At 38.2% G+C, this 25,426-nt stretch carries 20 protein-coding genes; 9 read left to right on the top strand and 11 right to left on the bottom strand.

The window, feature by feature from the left end; genetic code table 11:
• Positions 1–40: 40 nt before the first annotated feature.
• The 5 genes from VB691_RS20205 to VB691_RS20225 all read right to left on the bottom strand — a co-directional run bounded on the left by VB691_RS20205 (position 41) and on the right by VB691_RS20225 (position 4,693).
• On the bottom strand, positions 41–865 hold the full coding sequence (locus VB691_RS20205) for a dual OB domain-containing protein (RefSeq protein WP_323293326.1): 825 nt from the start codon (positions 863–865) through the stop codon (positions 41–43).
• An 83-nt stretch (positions 866–948) separates the two neighbouring features.
• A complete protein-coding gene (locus tag VB691_RS20210) occupies positions 949–1,395 on the bottom strand; it encodes a DUF488 domain-containing protein (protein WP_323293327.1) in 447 nt (148 codons plus the stop codon).
• Entirely contained in the window at positions 1,388–2,053 is a 666-nt protein-coding gene (locus tag VB691_RS20215; protein WP_323293328.1) for a DUF488 domain-containing protein, read from the bottom strand. Before VB691_RS20215 ends, VB691_RS20210 begins: the two co-directional genes overlap by 8 nt.
• Before the next feature lie 177 nt (positions 2,054–2,230).
• A complete protein-coding gene (gene ftsH3, locus VB691_RS20220; protein ID WP_323293329.1) occupies positions 2,231–4,087 on the bottom strand; it encodes an ATP-dependent zinc metalloprotease FtsH3 in 1,857 nt (618 codons plus the stop codon).
• A 147-nt stretch (positions 4,088–4,234) separates the two neighbouring features.
• The gene (locus VB691_RS20225) at positions 4,235–4,693 is read right to left on the bottom strand and encodes a universal stress protein (RefSeq protein WP_323293330.1); all 459 of its coding nucleotides are present in this window, start codon (positions 4,691–4,693) and stop codon (positions 4,235–4,237) included.
• 207 nt (positions 4,694–4,900) lie between these two features.
• On the opposite strand from VB691_RS20225, the gene cimA reads away from it, so the two are divergent.
• Positions 4,901–6,532 carry a citramalate synthase gene (gene cimA / locus VB691_RS20230; protein ID WP_323293331.1) on the top strand — a complete coding sequence of 544 codons (1,632 nt, stop codon included), beginning with the start codon at positions 4,901–4,903 and terminating at the stop codon, positions 6,530–6,532.
• A gap of 34 nt (positions 6,533–6,566) precedes the next feature.
• Here cimA and VB691_RS20235 read toward each other — a convergent pair whose 3' ends face one another.
• Positions 6,567–7,751 carry a M20 family metallopeptidase gene (locus tag VB691_RS20235; RefSeq protein WP_323293332.1) on the bottom strand — a complete coding sequence of 395 codons (1,185 nt, stop codon included), beginning with the start codon at positions 7,749–7,751 and terminating at the stop codon, positions 6,567–6,569.
• A 134-nt stretch (positions 7,752–7,885) separates the two neighbouring features.
• Between VB691_RS20235 and VB691_RS20240 the strand changes: the two genes are divergently transcribed.
• Both VB691_RS20240 and VB691_RS20245 read left to right on the top strand, forming a co-directional pair.
• Positions 7,886–8,758 (top strand): hypothetical protein, encoded by an 873-nt coding sequence (locus VB691_RS20240; protein ID WP_323293333.1) that lies wholly within the window; start codon positions 7,886–7,888, stop codon positions 8,756–8,758.
• Between the two features lie 26 nt (positions 8,759–8,784).
• Positions 8,785–10,377, top strand: a complete 1,593-nt coding sequence (locus VB691_RS20245; protein WP_323293334.1) for a gamma-glutamyltransferase family protein — start codon at positions 8,785–8,787, stop codon at positions 10,375–10,377.
• 47 nt (positions 10,378–10,424) lie between these two features.
• Here the strand turns inward: VB691_RS20245 and VB691_RS20250 are convergent, their stop codons facing one another.
• Positions 10,425–11,885, bottom strand: a complete 1,461-nt coding sequence (locus VB691_RS20250) for an alpha-amylase family glycosyl hydrolase (RefSeq protein WP_323293335.1) — start codon at positions 11,883–11,885, stop codon at positions 10,425–10,427.
• 98 nt (positions 11,886–11,983) lie between these two features.
• Positions 11,984–14,767 carry an MGH1-like glycoside hydrolase domain-containing protein gene (locus VB691_RS20255; RefSeq protein ID WP_323293336.1) on the bottom strand — a complete coding sequence of 928 codons (2,784 nt, stop codon included), beginning with the start codon at positions 14,765–14,767 and terminating at the stop codon, positions 11,984–11,986.
• A gap of 283 nt (positions 14,768–15,050) precedes the next feature.
• On the opposite strand from VB691_RS20255, the gene VB691_RS20260 reads away from it, so the two are divergent.
• Entirely contained in the window at positions 15,051–18,929 is a 3,879-nt protein-coding gene (locus VB691_RS20260) for a hypothetical protein (RefSeq protein WP_323293337.1), read from the top strand.
• Positions 18,930–18,944: 15 nt separating this feature from the next.
• Here the strand turns inward: VB691_RS20260 and grrP are convergent, their stop codons facing one another.
• Positions 18,945–19,850 (bottom strand): extracellular substrate binding-like orphan protein GrrP, encoded by a 906-nt coding sequence (grrP, locus tag VB691_RS20265; protein WP_323293338.1) that lies wholly within the window; start codon positions 19,848–19,850, stop codon positions 18,945–18,947.
• A 159-nt stretch (positions 19,851–20,009) separates the two neighbouring features.
• Between grrP and grrA (VB691_RS20270) the strand changes: the two genes are divergently transcribed.
• The 4 genes from grrA (VB691_RS20270) to VB691_RS20285 all read left to right on the top strand — a co-directional run bounded on the left by grrA (VB691_RS20270) (position 20,010) and on the right by VB691_RS20285 (position 22,535).
• A complete protein-coding gene (gene grrA, locus VB691_RS20270) occupies positions 20,010–20,390 on the top strand; it encodes a GrrA/OscA1 family cyclophane-containing rSAM-modified RiPP (protein ID WP_323293339.1) in 381 nt (126 codons plus the stop codon).
• Positions 20,391–20,457: 67 nt separating this feature from the next.
• The gene (grrA, locus tag VB691_RS20275) at positions 20,458–20,823 is read left to right on the top strand and encodes a GrrA/OscA1 family cyclophane-containing rSAM-modified RiPP (RefSeq protein ID WP_323293340.1); all 366 of its coding nucleotides are present in this window, start codon (positions 20,458–20,460) and stop codon (positions 20,821–20,823) included.
• 21 nt (positions 20,824–20,844) lie between these two features.
• Positions 20,845–22,011 carry a cyclophane-forming radical SAM/SPASM peptide maturase GrrM/OscB gene (grrM, locus tag VB691_RS20280; RefSeq protein ID WP_323293341.1) on the top strand — a complete coding sequence of 389 codons (1,167 nt, stop codon included), beginning with the start codon at positions 20,845–20,847 and terminating at the stop codon, positions 22,009–22,011.
• Between the two features lie 377 nt (positions 22,012–22,388).
• Complete coding sequence (locus VB691_RS20285) at positions 22,389–22,535, top strand: hypothetical protein (protein WP_323293342.1); 147 nt, start codon at positions 22,389–22,391, stop codon at positions 22,533–22,535.
• A 21-nt stretch (positions 22,536–22,556) separates the two neighbouring features.
• Here VB691_RS20285 and glyS read toward each other — a convergent pair whose 3' ends face one another.
• Positions 22,557–24,692, bottom strand: coding sequence for a glycine--tRNA ligase subunit beta (gene glyS / locus VB691_RS20290; protein WP_323293343.1), 2,136 nt, complete (start codon positions 24,690–24,692; stop codon positions 22,557–22,559).
• Positions 24,693–24,767: 75 nt separating this feature from the next.
• Complete coding sequence (locus VB691_RS20295) at positions 24,768–25,061, bottom strand: hypothetical protein (protein ID WP_323293344.1); 294 nt, start codon at positions 25,059–25,061, stop codon at positions 24,768–24,770.
• A 2-nt stretch (positions 25,062–25,063) separates the two neighbouring features.
• On the opposite strand from VB691_RS20295, the gene VB691_RS20300 reads away from it, so the two are divergent.
• Positions 25,064–25,423 (top strand): hypothetical protein, encoded by a 360-nt coding sequence (locus tag VB691_RS20300; protein ID WP_323293345.1) that lies wholly within the window; start codon positions 25,064–25,066, stop codon positions 25,421–25,423.
• Positions 25,424–25,426 lie beyond the last annotated feature (3 nt).

Consider the following 25,426-nt stretch of genomic DNA (forward strand, 5'->3'; position numbering starts at 1 on the left):
CTCGCTGAATAATGAATAATTAATTATCAATTATCAATTATCAATTATTCATTGGTGAATGAGATTTTAGGAAATTCAAAAATTCTTGAATTTCCTGACTATTTAACTGTTGACGTGATTGCTTATTATAGTTTTGTTTTAAATGATTTCGCCCTTGTTCAATTGTCCAACTAATTCGATTCATTTCTACCAAAATTAAGTCAGTATCAGATAACTCTATAACCCCTGCAATCAATTTCCAACAGGGATCATCACCCTCCCAATTTGAAGGACGATGAGGCATACTAACACTAACTGTAACAAGACAAGGATTGATAGGAAGATAGCCATTATCTAATTTTTTGGCAAATTCAGGATCAGTAATAGCAGCCTCGGTTAATTGTTGACCCCGTTTGGTTATCAACGAACCTTTCCACTTTATTCCTGTACTTCTTATCTCTTTTTTAAGAATAACTCTTAGTGCATAAACTAACTGAAGGGTACATCGTTTTTGAAAAGGAAGCTGTTGTAAATAAGAGACATTAACATACTTCGATAAATTATGTAGAATGTAGGGTGTATCAGAACAATATTGAATCAGATCCGATGCTGGTATAGAATTCAGTCTTTGCCATTTTCCAGACGAAATATTGAGATTTTCCGACTCAAATCCAAAATCGTTTCCTGTATTTTCTAGAGGAATGTCTAAAAGATCGAGTATTTTAGGTTCTTCCCCATTAATGAAGCGGATTTCTTGGGGAACACGACCATCATCAGGGTATTGGGAATAAATTGGACGAATCCAGCGACCTGTTTGGGGATTAATACCAGCAATACAACGTTCCTCATGTTTCCGTGAATTTGCTAAACAAATAATCTGAGTCATGGTTAAGATTATTCAACTAGAGTATAGTCTTATAATTCCCAAATAGTCAGCAAAATTTACAGAATTATTGGAGTTTATTCTGCTTAAAGATGATAAATATTAATATTTCCCCAGTGATCTCTCAGATATTCTGCAACTAAACGACGATGACAATAATGAGGTTTCGCTTCACTACATAATAGACAACTATCTTGGAGTAAATCAGGATCAAGTTTTTTTTCTATTTCTCTTTTGACCATTAATTCTCTAAATTTTTGTTCATAAATTGACCATTCTCCTTTCTTCTTTTTGTAGTCATCTAAAATCTCTTGAGTCGGTGATAAATCTAGCAGATGAATATAATCAATATTGGCAATTTCTTTGAGAAAATATTGTAAGTCGTTACGTTTAGCAAATCCCGCTAATTGTGAAATGTTATTCAGTCGAGTATCAATAATTCGTTTAACTTTTGCTTTTTGTAACAATTCAAAAAATTCTTTAGCTGTTTTTTTTGTAAAGCCAATTGTCGATAAATTAATTGTGTTATTCATGGGTTTTCTCTACATAAGCAATTTTATTTCCTTGTCGTCTGTAAGCTTCTTTTAAAGAATCTTCTAGGGATAAGGTTTGACAAGGAATCTGAGCAGGTAAACTATCAAATAAACTTAATTGTACCAGTTGCTCTCTGTCTGATTGTCCTAAATTATGAATGTTTAATAATCTACTTTCTAATTGCTGATGGGATTCTATTTTTCCATCCTGTAAAATATGATTAATTTCTATAGGAAAGGATTTTAAATGTTGACAAACCAAAATAGCTCGATGACAAGTAATCGGATCTTTTTCGGCACACATTAAAGCAATATTGTAAGATTGAGAACCCTTGAACACACGGTCAATACCTTGAGAAAATAGCTGAGTTTTGGCAATTTCCTCATAAACTGCTTTACCTTCAATATAACAGTTTTGATCCTTTGGTCTAGCCCCTAATTCTTGTCCCAAAAAAACATACTTAATGCCTGAATCTAGTAACGTTCTTTTCAGGTTATCTTGATTAAAGTGTGGTAGATATCGACTATAGGGGGATGAGCGTACATCTGCCAATGCTGTTACATTATATTGAGTAAGTAAGGACGTGAAAGATTCTATGTCTAAGTTAGAATGGCCAATAGTAAATAATCTATTTATCATATTCAGTGGACGTTTCATGAGGCTGCCAAAGTAGGTACAATTGTAACATGAGAAGCTGCTGTTAGAATCAGGTATATTGGCTCCTCTAAATCAGCTTTACAAGACTTGTTAATTATAACAAAGTTGAAATAAATTCTCCAACAAAAAAGCAGCACTTTTTCAAGGTGCTGCTCAAATATTTAATAAGTAAAAACCCTAGGCAATACTAGCCATTTTCACTTCATTGCTGCTTAAAACTTCTTGCAACTCATCTGAATCTACGGTTTCTTTTTCTACCAACATTTCCGCTAATTTATCCAAGATATGACGGTTATTAAGTAACACATCTTTAGCCCGTTGATAAGCAGTATCAACCAGTTGACGCACTTCCTCATCAATAGTGGAGGCAGTCTCATCAGAAAAATCCCGATCAGAAGCAATATCTCGACCTAAGAAAACGCTGCCACCTTGTCGGCCCAAGGCAACAGGGCCCAAGCGATCGCTCATACCAAACCGCGTCACCATCTGACGGGCCACTCGCGCCACCTGTTGCAAGTCATTAGAAGCCCCTGTGGTCACTTCTTCCTCACCAAAGATGATTTCTTCAGCAACCCGGCCACCCAAGGCCACAGCCATTTGATTTTGCAGGTAAGAGCGAGAATATAACCCAGACTCCATCCGATCTTCACTGGGAGTAAACCAGGTTAACCCACCGGCCCGGCCGCGAGGAATAATACTGATTTTCTGTACTGGATCATAGTCAGGCATTAAAGCACCAACTAAAGCGTGGCCTGCTTCATGAAACGCCACTAAAGTTTTGCGTTTCTCACTCATGACCCGATTTTTCTTCTCAGGCCCTGCTAAAACGCGATCAATGGCATCATTGACCTCATCCATAGAGATTTCGGTTAAATTACGACGGGCGGCTAAAATAGCAGCTTCATTTAACAGGTTAGATAAGTCTGCTCCGGTAAACCCAGGAGTCCGACGGGCAATTTTATCGAGGTCAACATCTTTAGATAAGGTTTTCCCACGGGCATGAACTTTGAGAATTTCTTGACGGCCCGCGTAGTCAGGACGATCAACCACCACTTGACGGTCAAAACGGCCGGGACGCAATAAGGCCGAGTCTAAGACATCAGGGCGGTTGGTAGCGGCGATAATTATCACACCCGTATTACCTTCAAACCCGTCCATTTCCGTTAACAGTTGGTTGAGGGTTTGTTCTCGTTCATCGTTACCTCCCCCTAAACCGGCCCCCCGTTGACGGCCTACTGCGTCGATCTCATCAATAAAGACAATACAAGGGGCGTTAGTTTTGGCCTGTTCAAATAAGTCACGAACGCGAGATGCACCAACCCCGACGAACATTTCCACAAATTCAGATCCAGAGATGCTGAAGAAAGGAACACCTGCTTCTCCTGCTACGGCCCGCGCTAAGAGGGTTTTTCCGGTTCCAGGAGGGCCCACTAATAAAACCCCTTTAGGAATTTTGGCACCAATAGCAGTAAAGCGATCGGCATTTTTGAGGAAGTCTACCACTTCAGTCAGTTCTAATTTTGCCTGTTCAATACCGGCCACGTCCCCAAAGGTTACTTGGGTTTGGGGTTCCATTTGTACCCGCGCTTTGGACTTACCAAAGTTCATCGCTTGGGAACCAGGGCCATTTTGGGCCCGTCGCAACAGGAAGAATAATCCGACCAGAAGCAGAATAGGCAAGAATAGGCTACTGGCGACGCGGAACCAAATTCCTTCATCATTTTGGGGTTGTACAGCGATGTCTACCCGATTTTTCGACAAAATATTGATTAATTCAGTATCATTAGGGGGCAAGTTAACCAGTAAAGGTGCGCCACCACTGGGGTTAGGCACTCTTGCTTGGGTTCTATCTGCGCTTAAAGTTACCCGATCAATTTTATGGCTTTCTACTCGGTTAATAAACTCGCTATAGCTTAAACTTTCTCGACTTTGGGAGTTATTGTTATCTAGGAAGGCTGATGCTAGGGCTAATACCACAATCAACAGGAGTGCGTATAGTCCGGCATTTCGCCATTTTTTGTTATTTTTGTTCACGCTTTCGGCCTCTTTAAAATTTACTGAAGGTGAAGATGGAGTTATAGCATTCGTCAGAAGTCAGACTTTCTCTATACTTATAACGGTTGTTAACTTATGTTAACGTTTCTCAGGAAGGTTTGACCAGGGAATTCTCGAAGGCAAGGGTTATTTGATCAGTAAGATGGAGCAAGGAACATGATGAACCACATAATTGCTCACACTGCCCAGTAACATTTCTGATAATCCGGTTAAGCCTCTACGTCCCATCATAATCAGATCTGCTTCCCAAGTTTTGGCTATTTGCACAATGGAGGTACTGGGATCGCCAATTTTCCAATCCCACTCCACAGAAATACCCTGCGCTGAGCCTTGTTGAGCATAGTCTGTTAACCATTCTACGACTCTTTGTTGCTCTGTTTCTAGCCCTTTTTGCCATTGGGGTAGCAGGGTGGTTAATTGGCTGGTGGTAAAGGTTCCATAGGGGGTAATATAAATGTCGGAAGGTATGCAGTGAAAGAGTTTTAAGGTGCTGTTGTCTTGTTTCGCCATGTTTAAGGCTTGAGTAAAGACTTTTTCGCTTTCATCTACATGGGATAAAGGCACTAATATTTTTTGATACGTCATTGTTTAGTAGCTGCTTTTCGCCCAATAATGTTAAGAGGACTTATTTGTATTTTAACCTCCTAACAATTTAATCTTAAAATTTCAGAGGGGGATAGGTTTGGCTCTATTATGATAGGGTGGAGTGCTTTGCGATCGCCGTCAAAAACCCTGAAGAAAGCGATCGCCAATGCTTCAATTATCCGTTAACTCAAGAACACAAATAATCCTATGGGGACAGCTAACCGCATTTGGCTATACGATACCACCCTCAGAGATGGGGCCCAACGGGAAGGGATTTCCTTATCCTTAGAAGATAAGCTAAAAATTGCCCGTCAATTGGATAAAATGGGGGTTCCTTTTATTGAAGGGGGATGGCCGGGAGCTAACCCCAAGGATGTACAATTTTTCTGGAAGTTACAAGAAGAACCCCTTACCCAAGCGGAAGTGGTGGCCTTTTGTTCTACCCGTCGTCCTAATAAATTGGCCGCAGAGGATCAACTATTAAAGGCGATTTTAGCGGCGGGAACCCGTTGGGTGACAATTTTTGGCAAATCTTGGGATCTCCACGTTACAGAGAGTCTGAAGACCAGCCTAGAGGAGAATTTAAAGATGATCGGAGATACAATTGAGTATCTTCGCAGTCAGGGAAGACGGGTGATTTATGATGCGGAACATTGGTTTGATGGCTATGTCAATAACCCTGATTATGCCCTAGAAACCCTCAAAACAGCGAAAGCAGCAGGGGCAGAATGGTTAGTCTTGTGTGATACGAATGGGGGAACCTTACCCCATGATGTTAGCCGTATTGTTCAGGATGTGGTGGTTGCCTTAGAAATTGAACCGGATACAGAGGGGCCGCAATTGGGCATTCATACTCATAATGATTCGGGAACTGCCGTGGCCAACGGGTTAGCGGGGGTGGTTGAAGGGGTGAGAATGGTACAGGGAACTATCAACGGTTATGGGGAACGCTGCGGCAATGCGAATTTATGTACATTAATTCCCAATTTACAATTAAAAATGGGCTATGAATGTTTAGGTGAAAATCAGTTAACCCAATTAACAAAAACTAGCCGTTTAATTAGTGAAATGGTTAATTTAGCCCCTGATGATCATGCGCCGTTTGTTGGGCGTTCTGCCTTTGCCCATAAAGGGGGAATTCATGTGTCAGCAGTCCAGAAAAATCCCCTAACTTATGAACATATTAAGCCGGAAGAAATTGGGAATGAACGACGCATTGTAATCTCGGAACAGTCGGGGTTAAGTAATGTGTTATCAAAGGCCAAAGCCTTTGGTATTGAGTTAACTAAAGATGATATTGCTTGCCGTTATATTTTAGAAAAATTGAAGGAATTAGAACATAAAGGCTATCAATTTGAGGCGGCAGAAGCTAGTTTTGAATTGTTAATGCGTCAAGCTTTAGGACAGCGAAAAACCTTATTTCAATTAAAAGGTTTTCAGGTTCATTGTGATATGTTATATGGGGAAGGAATGCCCTATAGTAACGCCTTAGCCACGATTAAATTAACGGTGAATGGAGAGGATAGATTAGAGGTTGCAGAGGGTAATGGGCCAGTTTCTGCTTTAGATAGTGCTTTAAGGAAGGCTTTAGTCAATTTTTATCCTGAAATTGCTCAGTTTCATCTCACTGATTATAAGGTAAGAATTTTAGACGGAGGGGCCGGAACTTCTGCCAATACTCGTGTTTTAATTGAGTCTAGTAATAGTCAGGAACGCTGGACAACGGTGGGGGTTTCTCCTAATATTTTAGAGGCTTCTTATCAAGCAGTAGTTGAAGGTATTGAATATGGATTATTGTTAAAGTCTTCCCTTAAAAAGTCTGTGATTACAACAATTTAAGGGCAAGCACAGGGGTAAGCGAAAACATATTTTATTAACTATTATCTTTTTGCCAATACTTATAAGCACTATAGGCTAAAGTAACAACCCCTGTAAGGATAGCAGATTCGTCAACTTCAAATAAAGGATGATGCAAAGGATAATTTAACTTATTAGGAGAACCCACCCCTAAACGGAACATACTGCCTGGGGCTTGTTGTAAATATAAAGCAAAATCTTCAGCCCCTAAAGAGGGTTCAGGAAGAATTTCAACGCGATCATTTCCCCAAGCTTCCCGACTGGCACTTTCCAAAATTTGCGTTAAAAGAAGGTCATTTTGAACCGAAGGAACTCCCCGACGATAATTCATTTCATACTTAGCATTATAAGTATTACAAACATTAGAAATAATGCCCTCGATCCACTGAGGTAAGTTAGCATGGGTATCAGGATGCAGCGATCGCACAGTTCCGGCCATTCTCACCTGATCGGCGATCACATTGGGGGCCCGGCCGCCATTAATTTGTCCAATACTTAACACGAGGGGACGCAGAGGGTTTTGAGTGCGACTAATGGCTTGTTGTAAGGTGGTAATAACTTGAGAGGCGATCCAGATCGCATCGATCGCTTCATGGGGACGGGCCCCGTGGCCAGACTCTCCTTGAATAAAAATTTCGATGTCATCAGCAGCCGCAGTTAAGGCCCCGTAGCGAATGCCCACAGAACGGGCAGGAAGGGACGGAAAGACATGAACCCCAAAAATAGCCTTAACGTCTCGCATCGCCCCGTCTTGCACCATCCAGCTTGCGCCCTGGGCAATTTCTTCGGCGGGTTGAAAGAGAAAGCGAATGTTCCCTGGCAATTCTTCTCGCAACTGAGATAAAATCATGGCAGTTCCGAGGCCAAGAGTTGTATGGACATCGTGGCCACAGGCGTGCATAATGCCAGGTTTACGGGAAGCAAATTCGAGTTTTGTGTGTTCCTCAATGGGTAAAGCGTCCATATCCGTGCGAATAGCCAAAATCTCAGATATGGTGCCATTTCCTTCTAAATTCCCGACGACTCCCGTCTTTCCCACTGCTTCTTTAACATGAATACCACAAGAAGAAAGTACCCCCGCGACATAAGCTGCTGTTTGGTATTCTTGGCCGCTTAATTCGGGGTGGGAATGAAGATGACGACGAATTTCTATCAGTCTAGGAAACAGGTTTTCTGCGAGGTCTTTTATTTGAGAAAGCATTGATAATTATGGGAGTTGACACAGGATCATTTTAGCCTAGGGATTACAAAATTTATTTATGTAACGATAACAATTGTAGAGACAATGCCTCTGTTCTTGCCCCAAAACCATCATAGATCTGTAATAATTAATTTATGGTCAAACTTCCTTCTCCCTACAACAATAATAAATATAAATCTCAATCTTTTGATACTAGCCAAGAAGCGGATCTGATTTTATTTGAGCTTTTGCAGCAATTAAAGCCTTATCAAAAAAAAGACAGATTTTGTAAGTTTAATCAGTCGATTAGAAATATAGTGTTAAAGGGGATAAAGTCACAGTATCCTGAAGCAAGCATCAATAAAATCAGGGAAGAATATATTAAGAGGACTTTAGGAGAAAAATGGATTACTATTTTAAATAAGGTTAATGATATTTCAGGATTTATGATTGAAGATCCTCTTAGTTTGGCTCAAAAAATTGCAGATATTTTAGTTGGTTTAGACATTCCTTATTTAATAGGTGGATCTGTTGCCAGTTCCTTGCTTGGAGAAAGTCGTGCTACCCAAGATTTAGATTTAGTGATTGATTTATCTTTATCCCAAGTGACTCCTCTTATTCAAGCAATGGGATCTGATTTTTATATTAGTGAATCTGCTGTGATTGAAGCAATTCAAAATAAAACATCTTTTAATATTATTCATTTATTATCCATTGAAAAGGCTGATTTATTTGTGATGGATAATACAGCTTTTTCTCAATCGAAAATGAAACGCCGTCAATTTTATCCTGTCGATCCTCAATTAAATCAAGGAGTTTATATCTATTCTCCTGAAGATATTATCTTACAAAAACTTTTTTGGTATAATCTCGCAAAAAGTGAATCACAAAAACAGTGGCGCGATGTATTAGGGGTTTTAAAAATTCAACAAGATAATCTTGATTTTGCATATTTAACTAATTGGGCTAATTTATTACAATTAGAAGAATTATTAACAGAAGCATTAGAACAAAGTGGTTTAAAATAATTAAGGATTTTATCTAGTAGTATATTATGCCCTTTGATTTGAATTCTTACCCTTATCCTTCCCAAAGACGCGTTATTTTAGGCAAAAATTGTGCTGTTTCTACCAGTCAACCTTTAGCAACTTTGGCAGGAATTGAAATGTTTCAATTAGGAGGTAATGCGGTGGATGCTGCTGTAGCAACTGCCATTACTTTAACAGTTGTAGAACCGACTTCTAATGGTATTGGTTCTGATGCTTTTGCCTTAGTTTGGGATGGAAAATTACAGGGACTAAATGGGTCAGGAAAAAGCCCTCAAAATTTATCTTTAGATGCTTATTCTTCCTTCAAAGAAATGCCCCAATTAGGATGGTTAACGGTAACAGTTCCTGGGGCCGTTTCTGCTTGGTATCAATTATGGAAACGTTGGGGAAAATTGTCTTTTAAACAGTTATTTAGTCCAGCTATTCGTTATGCAGAAAAAGGGTTTCCTGTTTCTCCCGTAACCGCAGAAATTTGGCGACGCAAAGCAGCAGTTTATTTGTCTCAAAAATCCTCTGAATTTCAACCTTTTAAAAATGTTTTCTTTCCTAACAATAGGGCCCCAAAAACGGGAGAAATCTGGGGAAGTTTGTTTCATGCAGAAACTTTAAAAGAGATTGCTAAAACCGGAGGAGAAAGTTTTTATCAAGGAAATTTAGCGCAAAAAATTAGCAATTTTTCCGCAGATACAGGTGGATATTTAAACATAGCTGATCTCAACAATCATCAACCTTTATGGGTTGAGCCAATTTACACTAAATATAAACAATTGGAAGTCTGGGAAATGCCCCCCAATACGCAAGGAATTGCGACTTTAATGGCTCTTAATATTTTGGAAGGATTAAACTTAGAAAGCTATCCTCGTGATTCTATAGAAAGCTTTCACTATCAAATTGAAGCGATGAAATTGGCCTTTGCTGATGTTTATTGTCATGTTAGTGATCCAGATTATATGAGAGTTTCTAAAGAACAATTATTAGATAAAATTTATGCAAAACAACGTCAAAATTTAATTACTTCTCAAGCAATTTCCTTAGCAAATCCTGGTATTCCTCAAGGGGGAACTGTCTATTTATGTACCGCAGATCAAGATTTAATGGTATCTTTTATTCAGTCTAATTATGATGGGTTTGGCAGTGGAATTTTGATTCCAGAAACAGGCATTGCTTTACATAATCGGGGATCGGGATTTACCTTAGAAACAGGTCATCCAAATCAAATTGCCCCTAATAAGCGTCCGTTTCATACTATTATCCCTGGATTTTTAACCCAAGATCATCAACCTTTGGGGCCGTTTGGAGTGATGGGCGGCCCCATGCAACCCCAAGGACACACGCAAATGGTCGTCAATTTAACTGATTATCAAATGAATCCTCAAGCTGCCTTAGATGCCCCTAGATGGCAATTTTTAGAGGGAAATAGGGTACTTTTAGAAAGGGGTGTACCCTCGGAAATCGTAGCAGGATTACGACAACGGGGCCATGAGATTCAATTATCCCCTGAAACCATGTTTGGTAAGGGTCAAATAATCTTAAAAAATGAGGGCGTTTTTATTGCTGCATCAGAACCTAGGGCCGATGGTTTAGCCTTAGCTTATTAATGAAAATATGTAGGGGTAATTCATAAATTATCCCTACAAAAAACTGATTAAACCAATTTCAGAACTTGGTATTGCCAGGGGGAAAAATCCAGATAAAGTGAATTATGGCCATCAACTTCGTAACTGCTAGGACTCATTATGTCCTGAAGTTGTACCTTTTGACCCGCTAAATCTGACCAAGGAAAGGATAAATAACATTGACTTTGATTTGGGGCATAATTAACCAAGATAATCACCCGTTCGCCCTGATTTTCTTGCCAACTATAGGCAATAAAACAATCCCAAGTCCAATTATCCCCCCAGGCCGGTTGACATTGCAATAATTCCCATTCTCCCTCCCGAACTGCATTTAAGCGCAACCCTTCAAGGAGTTGGCGGTAAAACCCTTGTAATTCAGGATGATGGGGTTGTTCTGGCCCTCGTCCCAAATGTACCGATATTTTTTTTGTCCATCCCTCTAACTGTCCATGATGGAAAAAGCGCAACCCTGGACAAAAATGGGTTAAAACTGCTGCCGCTTGATGAACATCAGGAGCAAACGTTCCTGCGGCCCGAGGTTCATCATGATTTTCCAAAAAACGGGCGGATTTACTCTGATAATCAAGATCGGCGCAAAAATGTTCCCGAACCGGACGGGGAGACTGATCTCTCAGGCGATCGTACAATCGTTTATCGTAAGTATAATCAAACCCTTGTTGTTGCAAAGTCCATTCCAGATCCCAGTAAACCTCGGCCATAAAGACAAAATCAGGATTTTTTTGCCGTACCTGGGGTATCGCTTTGGGCCAAAAAGGTTCGGTGGGAATGCCCCAAGTTCTCTCAAAAATTTCTGGTAAGACTAACATAGCCATATCACAGCGTAACCCATCACACCATTGACCAATGGTTAATAATTCATTGATTAGGGTCGTTTGTAGGTCTGAATTGCCATAATTGAGTTGTAGGGTGTCCGGCCAACCATCAAAATAGGGATCACGACCATAAGCAAGAATTCTCGACCCGTTGGGAGAGTCTATTTTAATATAATTTTGAGGTTGCTCAGCCAGTAAAATTTCGTCACCAGCAATATAATAATCAGGATAGGAATGAACCCAATGATGATCAGGGGCCGTATGGTTAGGAACAAAATCTAACATCAACTTGAGGCCCCGTTGATGTAGGCGATCGCCCAGACGAATTAATGACTCTGGTTCCCCTAAACTGGGATTTAAGTTATAACCTGTAATCGCAAAACCCGACCCAGGGATATCATCTTCGTGTAAGTCGTGTAAAAGTTCTTGATATTCCGCTAACCATTGCGGGTTAGTACGAGAAACTTGACGGGCCACTTCTCCCGTTTGCCAAACACCGAGGAAATAAACCCAATCAAACCCTAAATTAGCCAAGCGATCAAGTTCTGTATCTGGGATATCATCTAAGGTAGCTTGACGGCCGAGTTGGCGAGAGAGTTGATTTAGCCAAACACGGGTATTAATTTGATAAAGAGAAGGATGAAGATTGTTAGGCATAATTTAATTATCCGTTTTTAAAGAAAACAGGGTTCTAGAGGGTGGGCAATGCCCACCCTACAGATTTAGGGGTCAACGGCCGTTGACCCCGTAGGGGTTTATTTCTTATTGAGATACTTCCTCATGGCCTCAAGTTCTACATCAGAACTAGATAGGAGTTCTTCTGCCACTTCATCAGTCAAAATTCCTGTTACTTGGATAATGGTAGCGATACCACCCGTCCAACCTGTTTGGTGACTCGCCCCAATACCTGCCCCACTGTCCCCATGAAAATATTCGTAGAATAGGATCAAATCTTTCCAATAGGGATCATTTTGGAATTTGTCAGAGGCCCCATTTATGGGACGCTTGCCATTGCTATCTTTTAAGAATAGGCTGATCAGTCGTTCGGCCAGTTCCCGTGCTACTTCAAATAAGGTCATATACTGTCCAGATCCGGTGGGACATTCTACCTTGAAGTCATCACCATAAAAGGAATAAAGTCGCCGCAACGAAGCCACAAATAACATATTAACGGGCATCCACACCGGGCCACGCCAGTTAGAGTTACCCCCAAACATCCCTGTATTAGAATCTCCTGGTACATAATCTACCCGAAATTCTTCCCCTGCATGGTGAAAGATAAAGGGATTATCGGCATGATAGCGAGACAGAGAACGAATGCCATAGGGACTGAAAAACTCGTTTTCATCCAGCATTCGTGACAAAACCTTACGCAGTTTCTCCTCAGTAAACACTGACAGCATATAGCGACCGGCTGCCCCTTTTTCATCAGGGATGTGTATATTCTCGATCAGATCAAAATGACGACTCCAAAAAGCTTGGGCCCGCTTATAAAAGTTGGGTAATTTGGCGATATCATCCTCATTAAAAATAGCCACGGCCGCTAAGGGTAAGAGTCCAACTAGCGATCGCACTTTCAGACGCATGGCTGTTCCATCAGGCAATTTCAAAACATCGTAGAAGAACCCGTCTTCTTCGTCCCACATTTCATCTTGGTTTTCTCCGATGCGATCCATCGCCCCGGCAATCCACATGGTATGCTCAAAGAACTTACTGACAAACTCCTCATAAAGAGGATCATGGACAGCTAGTTCTACAGCAATGCGTAACATCTGTTGACTGAAAAAGACCATCCAAGCGGTTCCGTCTGCTTGTTCTAAACTGCCACCTGTGGGTAAGGGCGCACTTCGGTCAAAGACCCCAATATTATCTAATCCTAAAAAGCCTCCTTCAAAGGCGTTGTTCCCGTCACTATCTTTGCGGTTAACCCACCAGGTAAAGTTTACCAGCAATTTAGAGAAGGCATACTTGAGAAAATCGAGATCCCCTTGTCCAAAATTGCGGGCCTTGTCCATTAAATAAATTTGCATGGTGGCATAGGCATGAACGGGAGGGTTAACATCGCCAAAATTCCATTCATAAGCCGGAATCTGACCATTAGGGTGTAGATAGTCGTTGCGTAACATTAAATCTAACTGTTCTTTGGCAAAGTCTGAGTCAATGCTCGACAAAGGCAACATATGAAAAGCTAGATCCCAGGCCGCAAACCAGGGATATTCCCATTTGTCGGGCATGGAAATAATATCATCGCTGTGCATATGGAACCATTCACCGTTGCGGATCTTGCTTCGTTGTTCTGGCCCCAATAATGGGTTAATATTATGCTCCTCTAGCCATTTATCTACGTCATAATAGAAGTATTGTTTTGTCCACAACATCCCCGCTAAAGCTTGACGCATGACATTGACGCGATCGCTATCAGCTTTAATAGCAGGGGGGGTCACAGAATCATAGAAAGCATCTGCTTCCTGCAAACGGGCCTGAAAGGTTGTCTCAAAGGTAGCAAAAGGTTCACCGATTTCCCTAGGGGCAGTTTTCGTCAGACGTAAACAGATCACTTCCGTTGCGCCCGCCCCTACGGTTAGGTGATAATGGGGAGAGCATTTTGTTCCTGTTTGAGCGGGGTTTACTCCTTCCCGTTGTCCATGAACGACGTAGTTATTGATGCCATCTTTGACGTAGTAACTGGGATTTGGCACACCGAATAAATGGGCATTATTAGTTTCGTTGTCGGTGAATAAGAGGGGAACGGTTCGGTCACAATAGAGATAATAATCACTCACTAATTTTTGAAATAATGGATCGGTATGATGAGTTTGGATCACCCGATCTCCGACTTTTTGGATAATGGGTTTTGCTCCCCCATCAGCCCAAGACCAAGTATTCCGAAACCACAAAGTAGGCAATAAGTGAATGTCTGCTGCTTCTGGCCCTCGATTAGCAACACTAATTTTAATTAAAATATCTTCGGTATTGTCTTTAGCATATTCCACAAAGACATCAAAATAACGATTTTCGTCAAAAATTCCTGTGTCGAGTAATTCGTACTCTAACTCATCCTTACTGCGTTGTTGATTAGTTTTGATTAAATCTTCATAAGGATACTCTGCTTGGGGATATTTGTAGAGATACTTCATGTAAGAATGAGTCGGGGTGCTGTCAAGATAAAAGTAATATTCTTTGACATCTTCTCCATGATTTCCTTCACTATTTGTTAACCCAAATAGTCTTTCTTTGAGAATAGGATCATTGCCATTCCATAAAGCTAAAGCAAAACAAAGAACCTGGTGATCATCGCTAATACCTCCTAGTCCATCTTCTCCCCAACGATAAGCACGTGATCGCGCTTGATCATGGGTAAAATAATTCCAAGCATCACCATTATCACTATAATCTTCTCGTACAGTTCCCCATTGTCTTTCACTTAGGTAAGGGCCCCATTTTTTCCAAGGGAAACCATTACGGACGGACTGAAGACGTTGTTTTTCTGCACTTGCTTTTAATCGGGGGTTCTCAGGATTTTGATCCATAGTGGTCATAGAATTTTTCGGCCTTTGAAAGCCATATTCCATAAGGGTTAATCCTATCCTTTGTAGCAATAAATAATGAATAAAGCTTTAAACTTTAGGAAAATTACAACTTTCTGTCATGATTGGGATTTAATCAAGATCTTAATCCCTGTAAGATTAAAAGGTTATACCTTGATTAAGTTTCTTAATTTATTCCCTTTTTCGGTGTTCCCTAAAATTAGAAAAGGCTGTCCTCACTAAATTGATCATAAAAAAGGCAGTCGGTTGTTGCTTGATTAATCTTTTTATTCCTATGACTTTTGATCCTTCATCCCAGCAAAAACATCTAAAAATAAGTATTGATACAACTAACCCAGTATTTCTTCAAGGGTTAGATCACTGGTTACAATTAGAATTAATTAGTGAGCAACAAGTCAAAGAAATTTGTGAGACTCATTTATGTTGTTCTTTGCCTGAATCTGCTATATTAACCAACAGGGAAGACAGAAAAATAGTAGAGGTTACTTCCCTTTCTTTCACTCCCCAAGCAATTCTCTCCGCAGCAACTGCACCTATTCAAAAATTTAGTCATTTTATCAAACAAATAGGACAAGGATTTAAAGAGGAATTAAGTGTCCGTTGGTTGCTATTTTTAGGAGTATTTCTTGTTGTCACCTCCTCCGGTTTATTAGCAGCAAACCAATGGCAAAATTTACCTAACTTTTTACAATATGCCGTGTTATGGGCATATACCCTGAGCTTTTGGGGGATGGGATATTTGACAATTCAAAAACATCATTTAAGGTTAACTTCTAAAACCTTAACTGCCATAGCTTGGTTACTCATTCCTATTAATTTTTGGGCTATGGATAGCTTACAATTAGGGGATAATTGGGGAGAATTAGTTCTCAGTATAATTGCTTCTGGTAGTTTAATTAGTATTCTTTTTGCTTACAGTAAACGGCATCATCGCTGGCTAATTTTTATTAATATTTTAATCCTAAGTTGTTTAAATTGGGGATGGAATTTTACTAATTTTCCTTTATTAGCCATTTACAGTGCCATCTTGACAACGGTTTTAATTTTAAGGTTTTTGAGAATTCCCCATACTGTGACTCGTTATTCCTTAGATTTAGAAAAGGGTTTTATTGTTTACAATCTTTTTATTTTACTATGGCGAGGCATTTTTATTACCCATCTTCCTGTTAAAGAATTGAGCTTAGGAATTGGTATTTTGGGCTGGTTATTACAACGAAAACAACCGCGAGTTAAGCAAAGTTTAACGCCATTTTTAGAAGTCATTGGCATAATTTTACTATTTTGTGGTTGGTTAGCAGGAATAAAAGAATCATGGCCTTGGCAAGCTACTATTGTGACTGGTTTAGGGATACATTTTTTTAGTCAAAGATTACGTCGAGATTGGCGACGACGGGATTTATTTGCTATTTTTATGATTGGGTTACAAGGACTATTTTTATTAGATAGATTATGGCCTTTAGTCTTGCGCCAACAGATGCTAGAATGGGCTGCTCATGTCTCTAATACGGTTGAGTTTGTTTCCTCTATTTATAGTATTATTTTCTTTCCTTATATTGTTATTTTTGCTATTTTTACCCAGTGGATTTATCGTCAATCACAGCCTAAAGTTGGGCAATTTGGAGATTACTTAATTCTCATTATGACCATTGTTTTATCGGGAATTGCTTTTGTTAATCCTTTATGGCGATCGCTTGATTTATTATTATCTACAGCAACACTAATTTATCTCAGTCGTAACCCTAGTCCGATCAGATTTATCTTAATTTATATCACAAATATTTGTGGAATTCTAGGCATTTGTGCCTTTATTTATTGGCGTTTTCCTGGACTTTCTACAACCCAATGGTCACAAGTTTTCTTAGGATTAATGTGTTTGTTATGGACAATTGCTAATCTTAATATTCCTAGGTTGAAAATTTATCGAAGTAGTAGTCACTATTTAGGCTTGATTTTAGGGGGATTAAGTTATGTTTTATTATGGCCAAATATTGAAAAGTTTCTGAATACTGGAACCTCTCAACCTGTGGTTTTATGGTGGTTTCTTACTCCCCTAGCTTTAACTGGTGTTGCTATCACTAATTTTAAAGGATATAAAAAGCGAAGAAGATCAGCATTTTTAAGCACTTATTCCTTGATTTTAGCCCAATCTCTAACCCTTTGGCAACCTTACATTAGATTAATTGGTTTAGGTATTGGAGCAGTTTTAATGTTAGTCAATAGTTGCTTTTTTCTTAATCCATTTGCCGCGAGAATTCAAATTGGTTTTACCATTAGTCTAGGAATTTTTAGCTTATGGGAAACTTTTGAAGGAAGCCTAATAGAATTCCTTGATTTTCCTGGTACTATTTTAGATGATGGATTTCTTTTAATGGCACTTTGGGGGTTAAGTCGTTGGTTACAAAGGTTTCATCATCCCCTAGCAATTATTTATACAAAAGCAACCAATAGTTGGGGAATTCTTGCCTGTCTTGTTCTTTTATTTCGCTTTAGTTTAATTGGATTTTTGATTATCTTTGATAGTCACACCCTCATTATTTCCACTTGGCAACATCTTATTGCACCTTTTATTATTATCATCATGATTATTTTTCGTTATGGAAAAAATCTGAATAATTGGGCAATTTTTGGGATAAATTGGGCTTTAGAACTTTTAATTATTCATAGTATTTTATTGGGAGAATTTGCTTGGTTTAAAATTAGTATTATTAATCTTATTATTGCTGGATTAACCTTGATTATAACTCAGAAGTTAATCTATAAATTTCCTAGCTTATCCTCGATTATAAGCTTTCAGTTATTACCCCTATTTTTTGCTATATTTTCAATTCTTTGGCGACTGAATTATTTTAGTTACTATACAGGATTAATAACGATTGTAGCTGCCTTAATTGGGGTTGGAGTTGGTTGTCGTTTTCCTCAACAAAAAATCTATAGTTATCTCTCTTTTAGTTTACTCACAGTTGGAGTTTATGAATGGTTGATTTATGGGGTGATAAAAGAGATAGAAATTAATTTATTAAATGGTTTATTGTTAATTGTATTAGTAACGGCAATTATCGCTTTAGTTTACCGTGTTTCTAGCTGGATTTTTAGGATCAGAGGATATCAATTTTTTTTGAATTTAAGGTTAAAAGAAATTTCAATTATTGCTCATATTCATTGGGCGATCGCCTCTATTTTAAAAACCTTTGTAATTGCTTTAGCAGCCATCAATTTTATCCGAACAAATGCCACTCCTGATCTCAATATTATTAATGTTTGTATTGGTCTAACTTTATCTTTTTATGCGTTTATTCAAGGACGAGATAAGAATAACATGACCCGAATATCTCAAACATTTATCTTTAAAGATTTATGGGTATATATTGGGTTCATTGATATGACAAGTACCTTTATATTCATACGTCTAATTTGGAGAGAGTTGAGTATTTTTGATTCAGCTTATGCTGGCATTTTTGGTATTTTTTCTTTGATTATCTATTATTTTCCTTGGAAAAAGTTAGGATGGAATGCCCAACCTTGGAAACTTGTTTCTTTGTTACTTCCGACTTTATTAGCATTCATTACAACAACGGATATCTCCTATGGAAGTTTATTCTTAGTGGCAATTTTTTATTTACAAGTCGGAATTAATCAAAATAATCTTCGCTGGAGTTACATTAGTTTAGTATTTATTGATTGGGCAATTATTCGCTTTCTCTATAAAAATCAGTTACTAAATAATTTCACGATTGCTTTAGTTGTTGGTTCATTTATTCTTCATATTGCTCAATTTGATATCAGTTTTAAAAATGGTTTAAACCCCAGAAAACGTCACTTTTTACGTCTATTAGGTATGGGAATAATCAACGTAACTGTTTTGGTATTTTATCAAACATCTGGATTCATCCCATTAATGATTAGCTTGGGAACAATAATCTGGGGATTAGGATTAAAAATTAAAGCCTTTCTTTATGTGGGGACTATCACATTTATACTCACAGTTTTGTATCAATTAATTGTCTTAAGTGTTGAATATGCTCCTCTAAAATGGTTGTTAGGATTAGGATTAGGTATTATGCTAATTATCTTAGCTGCTATCTTTGAAAAAGGACGACACAAAATTCTCTCCATTTGGCAAACCTGGAAAGAAGCTTTTCGTCAATGGAAATAAATTTTGTTTAAAGAACTATTCTGCTGACATTTCTTTGGGAGGAATTTGCTCACGAGTAATAATCATCATCTCAAAGAAATTACGAATTACATCAGGTTGAATTGTAACAATACCATCCTTGCCAAAATAACTATTAATCATCTCAACATAACGAGAATCACCTGTTAGATAGCCATCCATCATTTTCGCAATAGTATAGTTAACTAAATTCAAAAAAGTCGAATCATTTTCAGGAATCATACAAGCAATTCCATGCCTAAAATAAGACTCATTAGGCACAACTTTATAAGCATCAGGATTTGCTAATGTTTGCCGCATTCCTTCTAAAATAGTTCCATCAAAAGCCAACCCATCAATTTTGCCGTCTGCTACTGCTTTTAACCCTTCTTCTAAGCTATTAATATTAACAATTGTCACCTGAGATTCAATGACTTTAATTGCTTCTTGACGCAGGGAATTTTTAACAATACCAATGCGTTTACCTTTAAAAGATTCCGGGGAAGATAAATTACTATCCTTCTTGACTAATAACTTAATCCCTGATACACTATAAGCCAAAGAAAAATCAACAAATTTATCCCGTTGCCAAGTAAAAATTGTATCACAAACAATATCTACTTCTCCGTTAATAACACTTTTAATGCGATCACTAATTTCATCATCTACCACAATATTAAGTTTAACTTTTTTTCCGAGATCTTTTTCTAATTGTTCCCGAATTAATTCAATTAAATCCATAGAATAACCCGTTAACTCTTCTTTCTCATTCACATAGGAATAGGGAACCAAATCAACCCTTGCCCCTACGGTTAATGTGCCTGTTCTCGCTACCCTTTCAATCACAGTTTCTGCTAAACTTTGGCTAGGTATAGCCACAATCGCCAGCAAACTTAAGGCAATTAATGATACTTTATTAAACATGGTTTCTCCTGTTAAACTGATTAGAAAATAAACCTAAAATAATTGTGACTGTTTTCAGCCACTCTGTAAACAAAAGGTAAACAAATTTAACAATCATGATTATTTGCTTAGCTTTTTTGCTAAAGTGCTTAAGAGAGTTGTATCATAGGATAGAAAATTATGCAAATCACCACTAAAATTACTTTTGTGGGTTTCTTATTAGCCGTTGCTACTGTGAGCGTTTCCGCAGTAGCAAGTACCGAAATGTCTAACAATAAGAGTGTTACAGGTAAGATTGAGCATCGTCTTTCTCGGATTACAGAAGCGATGCAACAGCGAGATATTCAATCTTTAGACACATTTGGGAAAGAAGGAGGGCAACAAATAGCCGGAGGTTTTGGTAATCGCGTGGGTGGTGGCGGCTTTGGTAATGTTGGCGGTGGCGGTGGTTTTGCTAATCGTGGTGGCGGTAGCGGCGGTTTTGCCAATGTTGGGGGTGGCGGTGGCGGTTTTGTCAATCGGAGTCCTTGGACAGATAGAGGTAGCTTTTTTAACCGTTAGTGATAATTTAAAGCCCTGTTTTTTGCTATAGTTTTAAGAGTAACTTTCCTACAAGGAGAAATGAATTTTGCAACTGACGACTAAAATTACCTGTGTTGGATTTCTCTTAGCAGTTTCGACCTTAACTGCTTCTGTTACTCAGGCAAATTCCACTTTACCCAATGCTAATTTAACCATAGAAAGTCGTCTTTCTCGCTTAACAGAAGCTATGCAAGAAAGAGGGATTGAATTATCAGATGAAAATCAAGCAGATGATTTAATGGCAAGAGGTTGGGGAGATGGACGTGGAGGAACTTGGGTTGATACCAATCGAGGAGGTTTTGCTAATCGTAATGGTGGGGGGAGTTTTATTAATCGTAATCCTTGGGGAGATAGAGGCAGTTTTTTCAATCGTCGTCCCTGGGGAAATGGTGGATTTATTAATCGTTGGTAATCATGATCAATAGGAGAAATAATGAACAATGAATTGATTGATCTTTCATCATTTGGGCCGATTAGTTTAGTAGTAATTCAACCCACACCTTTTTGTAATTTGAATTGCGATTATTGTTATTTACCCAGTCGAGACTTAAAAGAGAAACTTTCTCTTGATCTGATTGAACCCATTTTTAAAGCTCTTTTTACCAGTCCTTTTGTGGGGGAATATCTTGATATTTGTTGGCACGCAGGGGAACCCTTAGCAGTTCCAATTTCTTTCTATGAAGAAGTTTTTAAAAAAATTGAGATTACTAATCAAAAATATAATCCGCAACAAATTCCGATTTGTCATTCTATTCAAACCAATGGAACCCTAATTAATCAAGCCTGGTGTGATTTATTTAAACAGCATAACATCTGTGTTGGTGTGAGCATTGATGGCCCAGATTTTTTACATAATTCTCATCGACAAACCCGAACAGGATTAGGCAGTCATGAAAGTGTGATGAGGGGTATTCGTTATCTACAAAAAAATGAGATTTATTTTAATATAATTGCTGTTATTACTCAAGAATCCTTAGATTATGCAGAAGAAATATTTGATTTCTTCTGGAAAAATGGCATTACTGATGTTGCTTTTAATATGGAAGAAATAGAAGGCATTAATCAAACATCTTCTTTAGAAAAGGCAGGAACAGAAAAACGTTATTATGATTTTATGCAACGATTTTGGCAATTAACAGCGCAAACCAATGATCAACTTAAAGTAAGAGAATTTGAGTCAATTTGTGGTTTAATTTGTGATAATAAACGTCTAGCAAAAACAGATATGAATCATCCTTTTGGTATTGTTAATATTGATTATCTCGGCAACTTTTCAACTTTTGACCCTGAATTATTATCTATTAAAACTGAACCCTATGGCGATTTTATTTTAGGAAATGTTTTAACTGATACTTTTGAATCTATTTGTAACAGTGAAAAATTCAAACAAATTTATCAAGATATGACAAAAGGGGTTAATTCCTGTCGTCAAACCTGTGATTATTTTGGGGTTTGTGGTGGTGGTGCAGGGAGTAATAAATATTGGGAAAATGGCAGTTTCAATTCCACAGAAACTAAAGCTTGTAATTATCGAATTAAATTGATAACAGATCTTGTTCTCGAAGAATTAGAAAAGTCTTTTAACCTAAATGTTTATTGATAATAGCTTATATAAACAAATCCCGCGAAGGCTATTTTTTGCATTATAGCTGAACCCTTTACTAAGATCTTGCACCATGATTAAAAAATTACAAAACCCCGATTTTTAAAGACTTAAACCAAGTATTACTTCGTTACTATTTGGTAAAAAATTGGGGTTTTCAAGCTAGGTGCAAGATCTCAGTTTAGGGTGTAAGCGTCAGGGAGAATGAAACTTTTACCCATATTCATGCTTTTGATAATTTGTCAGTGATCTTAACCCAGAAATAAGATGATTAAGATTACAAATTAAGTCATATAGCATCACTGTTAAGTTATCGAATTAGGTATAAATTAAGGATGTTAGGTGATTTTGTTTACTCCATGGAGATAGCTCAAATGTCTAGAAAAAATTTAGTGACTCCCGTTACGAATAAAGCTGAAAATAATCAAGATTGGTACATTTCCATTGTTGAAATTCTAGAATTAGATCCCTGGAAATTTTTTCATCAATCTATTCCTATTTCCGCTAAAGTTAAGATCTAAACAGGTAATTTATATCAGGTTTTAACCCTTGACAACTGCCCCAAAATCTGCTAAAACTCTCCCATGATTGCGGAGAATTCCCAACAAATTTAGACGGTTTTGTCTGATCTGAGGATTGTCATCCATCACCAAGACACTATCTTCTCCATCAAAAAATTGATTCACTGTGGAGGCAATATTCCCTAAACCTTCCACTAATAATTGATAATTACTATCAGATTGGGCAATTTTTGTTTTAGGAACTAAGGTAACTAACGCTTCATAAAATCCCTGTTCTGAGGACTTTTCAAATAATTGAGGCCGAATGACTTTAGTGGGATCTAATTCAGTATAGTCTAAGTCCCCTTTAGCGGCCAAACGGGTTGAACGGTTCACCGTTTCATAAATCCGATCTAACATCCCATTTTGACGAATTTCCTGAAGAAATTGAGCGCGATCGCGGACATCTAATAAATTTTGTAACGCCCTTTCTGTATAGTCGAGATCATTTTCTCCGAGGACAGCATTAACTAAATCATAATCAATCTCTAATTCATCTTGTAAGAGGGTTTGAATGCGTTGAATAAAGAAGGTTTGCAACGCTTCAAGGGGTGATTTCTTTTCAGGATGAGAGGTAACAAATGCCTTACAACCTTGGGATAATAATTGAGATACATTAATTAATAATTGGGCATTCCAGGTCACATTAATAATAGCATTGGCTGCCCGTCTTAAGGCAAAGGGATCGGATGATCCTGTGGGGATCATTCCCAGTCCAAAAATACTGATTAAAGTATCTAAGCGATCAGCAATTCCTACTACTTGGCCAGTCAAAGATTGGGGCATTATATCATCAGCCCCACGGGGTAAATAATGCTCAAAAATGCCTTGGGCGACGGCTTCTGATTCCCCACTTACTAAGGCGTATTTTTGCCCCATGATGCCTTGTAATTCGGGAAATTCATAGACCATCTGCGTCACTAAATCAGCTTTACACAACATGGCGGTACTTTCAATTTCCTCCCGTTGCTTTGCAGTAATTTCTAACTGTTCTGCAATTTGTTGGGCAATATCCATAATGCGATCAACTTTATCGCAAATAGTGCCTAATTCTTCTTGAAAGGTGACAGTTTCTAGTTGAGGTAAATAACTTTCTAATGGTTGATCACAGTCTGCTGTATAGAAAAATTGGGCATCAGCTAAACGGGCCCGAATTACCCGTTCATTGCCTTGGGAAATAATCTTTGATTTTTTGGGATCGCCATTAGAAATTGTGATAAAATTAGGTAATAGTGAGCCGTCGGATTTCTTGACGGCAAAATATCGCTGATGAGTCACCATTACGGTTATGATGACTTCAGTTGGTAGACTTAAAAATTCTTCATCAAAGTTGCCACCAACAGCAGTTGGATACTCGACTAAGTTAATGACTTCTGTTAATAAATCAGCCGGAATTTCAGGGGTTCCGCCTAATTTTTTGCCAAGGGTTTTAAGCTCTTTTTCAATAATTTGCTGACGCTGTTTGGGGTCAACTTCCACATAAGCTGATTGTAGTGTTTTTACATAAGTGGATGCTTGAGTTAAACTGATAGAGTCAGGGTGTAAAATTCGATGACCATAGGAGAGGCGATCGCTGGTTAAACTGCTGCTTCCATTAACAATTTCTAGGGGTAAAATTTGATCATCACATAAAGTCACTAACCAACGAATCGGGCGAGAAAATCGCAAATCTCCATCACCCCATCGCATAAACCGTCTGCCTTCTAAGCTATTAATCCAAGTAGGAATTAATTCTTGTAAAATTTCTTTTGTTGCCTTACCTTTTATTTTCTTTTCAATAAAAACAAAGTCACCTTTTTCCGTGGGGCGAATTTCTAAATCTTTTAAGTCTACTTCTTGTTTCCGAGCAAAACCTTCCGCAGCTTTAGTGGGTTTACCGTCTTTAAAAGCAGCAGCAGCGGGGGGACCTTTGATGATTTCATCTCGATCATTTTGTTGCTCAGGTAGTCCAGCAATTAACACCGCTAACCGTCGAGGTGTCCCATAAACTTTTATGGAGTCTGGTTCTAAAAAATGCTCTTGGATACTAACAGGAATTCGTTGTTGCCATTGGGCGATCGCTCCATCAACGAAATCTGCGGGTAATTCTTCTGTACCGACTTCCAATAAAAAGAACATAGGGACTCAAAAGGATAACTTAAGGATACAAGGCTCAAAAATACACTATACAATTATACCAGTTTTTTGACTTTTTTATTCATATTTTTTTTGTTTTTGTTCTGATGTGACTGGTTTACAAGCATCAGTTACTTGATAAATCCACAAAATGGGTTTACTGATGATTTGTTGAAATCTAACCTGATTTAAGCAAGTGGTAATATTGCCTAAAGTGTAATAAGATGAATAAGAAAAGTCTAGGGTTTCAAAGGGGGCAATTTCCTGTTCCCAATCAATTGTCTCAGATAACCACTTTTTTTGAGAACCCATGAGAAGACTCAGGGCGAAGCGTAAAAAATGCTGGTTAATTTGATGAAAATTGACTATCATAGATGAGCAATCGAATTATTATTGATGTCAGCCGAATGATCTCTAATTTAGCTCAAGTTATCTCACTTAAGCCCTTATCTCCCTTTATTATAAGGCTAATTAAACTTATTTCTACTATTCTGATTTCCAGTGCGATAATTTGGGAATTAGGGAACCTCTATGCCCATTATAAGGGACTGATAATTCCTGATGGCTTGAGATTTATTTTTTGGTTAGATCGAGTAGCCCTAGGTTCCCATTTTGTGGAAGCATTAATCGCTGCTTATTATACCGCATTAGGCGGTCAAAATCCTCTCAAATATGGTATTTATACTTTTTTTGTGGGAACGGTTGGTTTATTAGAATTAAAACAGGAAAAATAAGGA

It is taken from the genome of Crocosphaera sp. XPORK-15E (genome assembly GCF_034931425.1).
Taxonomy (GTDB): Bacteria; Cyanobacteriota; Cyanobacteriia; order Cyanobacteriales; family Microcystaceae; genus UHCC-0190.

What these genes read in the sequence shown, in the direction of transcription:
- VB691_RS20205 (WP_323293326.1), bottom strand. Translation starts at nt 865, where the DNA reads ATGACTCAGATTATTTGTTTAGCAAATTCACGGAAACATGAGGAACGT.
- VB691_RS20300 (WP_323293345.1), top strand. Translation starts at nt 25,064, where the DNA reads ATGAGCAATCGAATTATTATTGATGTCAGCCGAATGATCTCTAATTTA.
- VB691_RS20295 (WP_323293344.1), bottom strand. Translation starts at nt 25,061, where the DNA reads ATGATAGTCAATTTTCATCAAATTAACCAGCATTTTTTACGCTTCGCC.
- grrP (WP_323293338.1), bottom strand. Translation starts at nt 19,850, where the DNA reads ATGTTTAATAAAGTATCATTAATTGCCTTAAGTTTGCTGGCGATTGTG.
- VB691_RS20225 (WP_323293330.1), bottom strand. Translation starts at nt 4,693, where the DNA reads ATGACGTATCAAAAAATATTAGTGCCTTTATCCCATGTAGATGAAAGC.
- VB691_RS20250 (WP_323293335.1), bottom strand. Translation starts at nt 11,885, where the DNA reads ATGCCTAACAATCTTCATCCTTCTCTTTATCAAATTAATACCCGTGTT.
- VB691_RS20210 (WP_323293327.1), bottom strand. Translation starts at nt 1,395, where the DNA reads ATGAATAACACAATTAATTTATCGACAATTGGCTTTACAAAAAAAACA.
- glyS (WP_323293343.1), bottom strand. Translation starts at nt 24,692, where the DNA reads ATGTTCTTTTTATTGGAAGTCGGTACAGAAGAATTACCCGCAGATTTC.
- VB691_RS20215 (WP_323293328.1), bottom strand. Translation starts at nt 2,053, where the DNA reads ATGAAACGTCCACTGAATATGATAAATAGATTATTTACTATTGGCCAT.
- VB691_RS20235 (WP_323293332.1), bottom strand. Translation starts at nt 7,751, where the DNA reads ATGCTTTCTCAAATAAAAGACCTCGCAGAAAACCTGTTTCCTAGACTG.
- cimA (WP_323293331.1), top strand. Translation starts at nt 4,901, where the DNA reads ATGGGGACAGCTAACCGCATTTGGCTATACGATACCACCCTCAGAGAT.
- grrA (WP_323293339.1), top strand. Translation starts at nt 20,010, where the DNA reads ATGCAAATCACCACTAAAATTACTTTTGTGGGTTTCTTATTAGCCGTT.
- VB691_RS20245 (WP_323293334.1), top strand. Translation starts at nt 8,785, where the DNA reads ATGCCCTTTGATTTGAATTCTTACCCTTATCCTTCCCAAAGACGCGTT.
- VB691_RS20285 (WP_323293342.1), top strand. Translation starts at nt 22,389, where the DNA reads ATGTCTAGAAAAAATTTAGTGACTCCCGTTACGAATAAAGCTGAAAAT.
- grrM (WP_323293341.1), top strand. Translation starts at nt 20,845, where the DNA reads ATGAACAATGAATTGATTGATCTTTCATCATTTGGGCCGATTAGTTTA.
- VB691_RS20255 (WP_323293336.1), bottom strand. Translation starts at nt 14,767, where the DNA reads ATGACCACTATGGATCAAAATCCTGAGAACCCCCGATTAAAAGCAAGT.
- VB691_RS20260 (WP_323293337.1), top strand. Translation starts at nt 15,051, where the DNA reads ATGACTTTTGATCCTTCATCCCAGCAAAAACATCTAAAAATAAGTATT.
- VB691_RS20240 (WP_323293333.1), top strand. Translation starts at nt 7,886, where the DNA reads ATGGTCAAACTTCCTTCTCCCTACAACAATAATAAATATAAATCTCAA.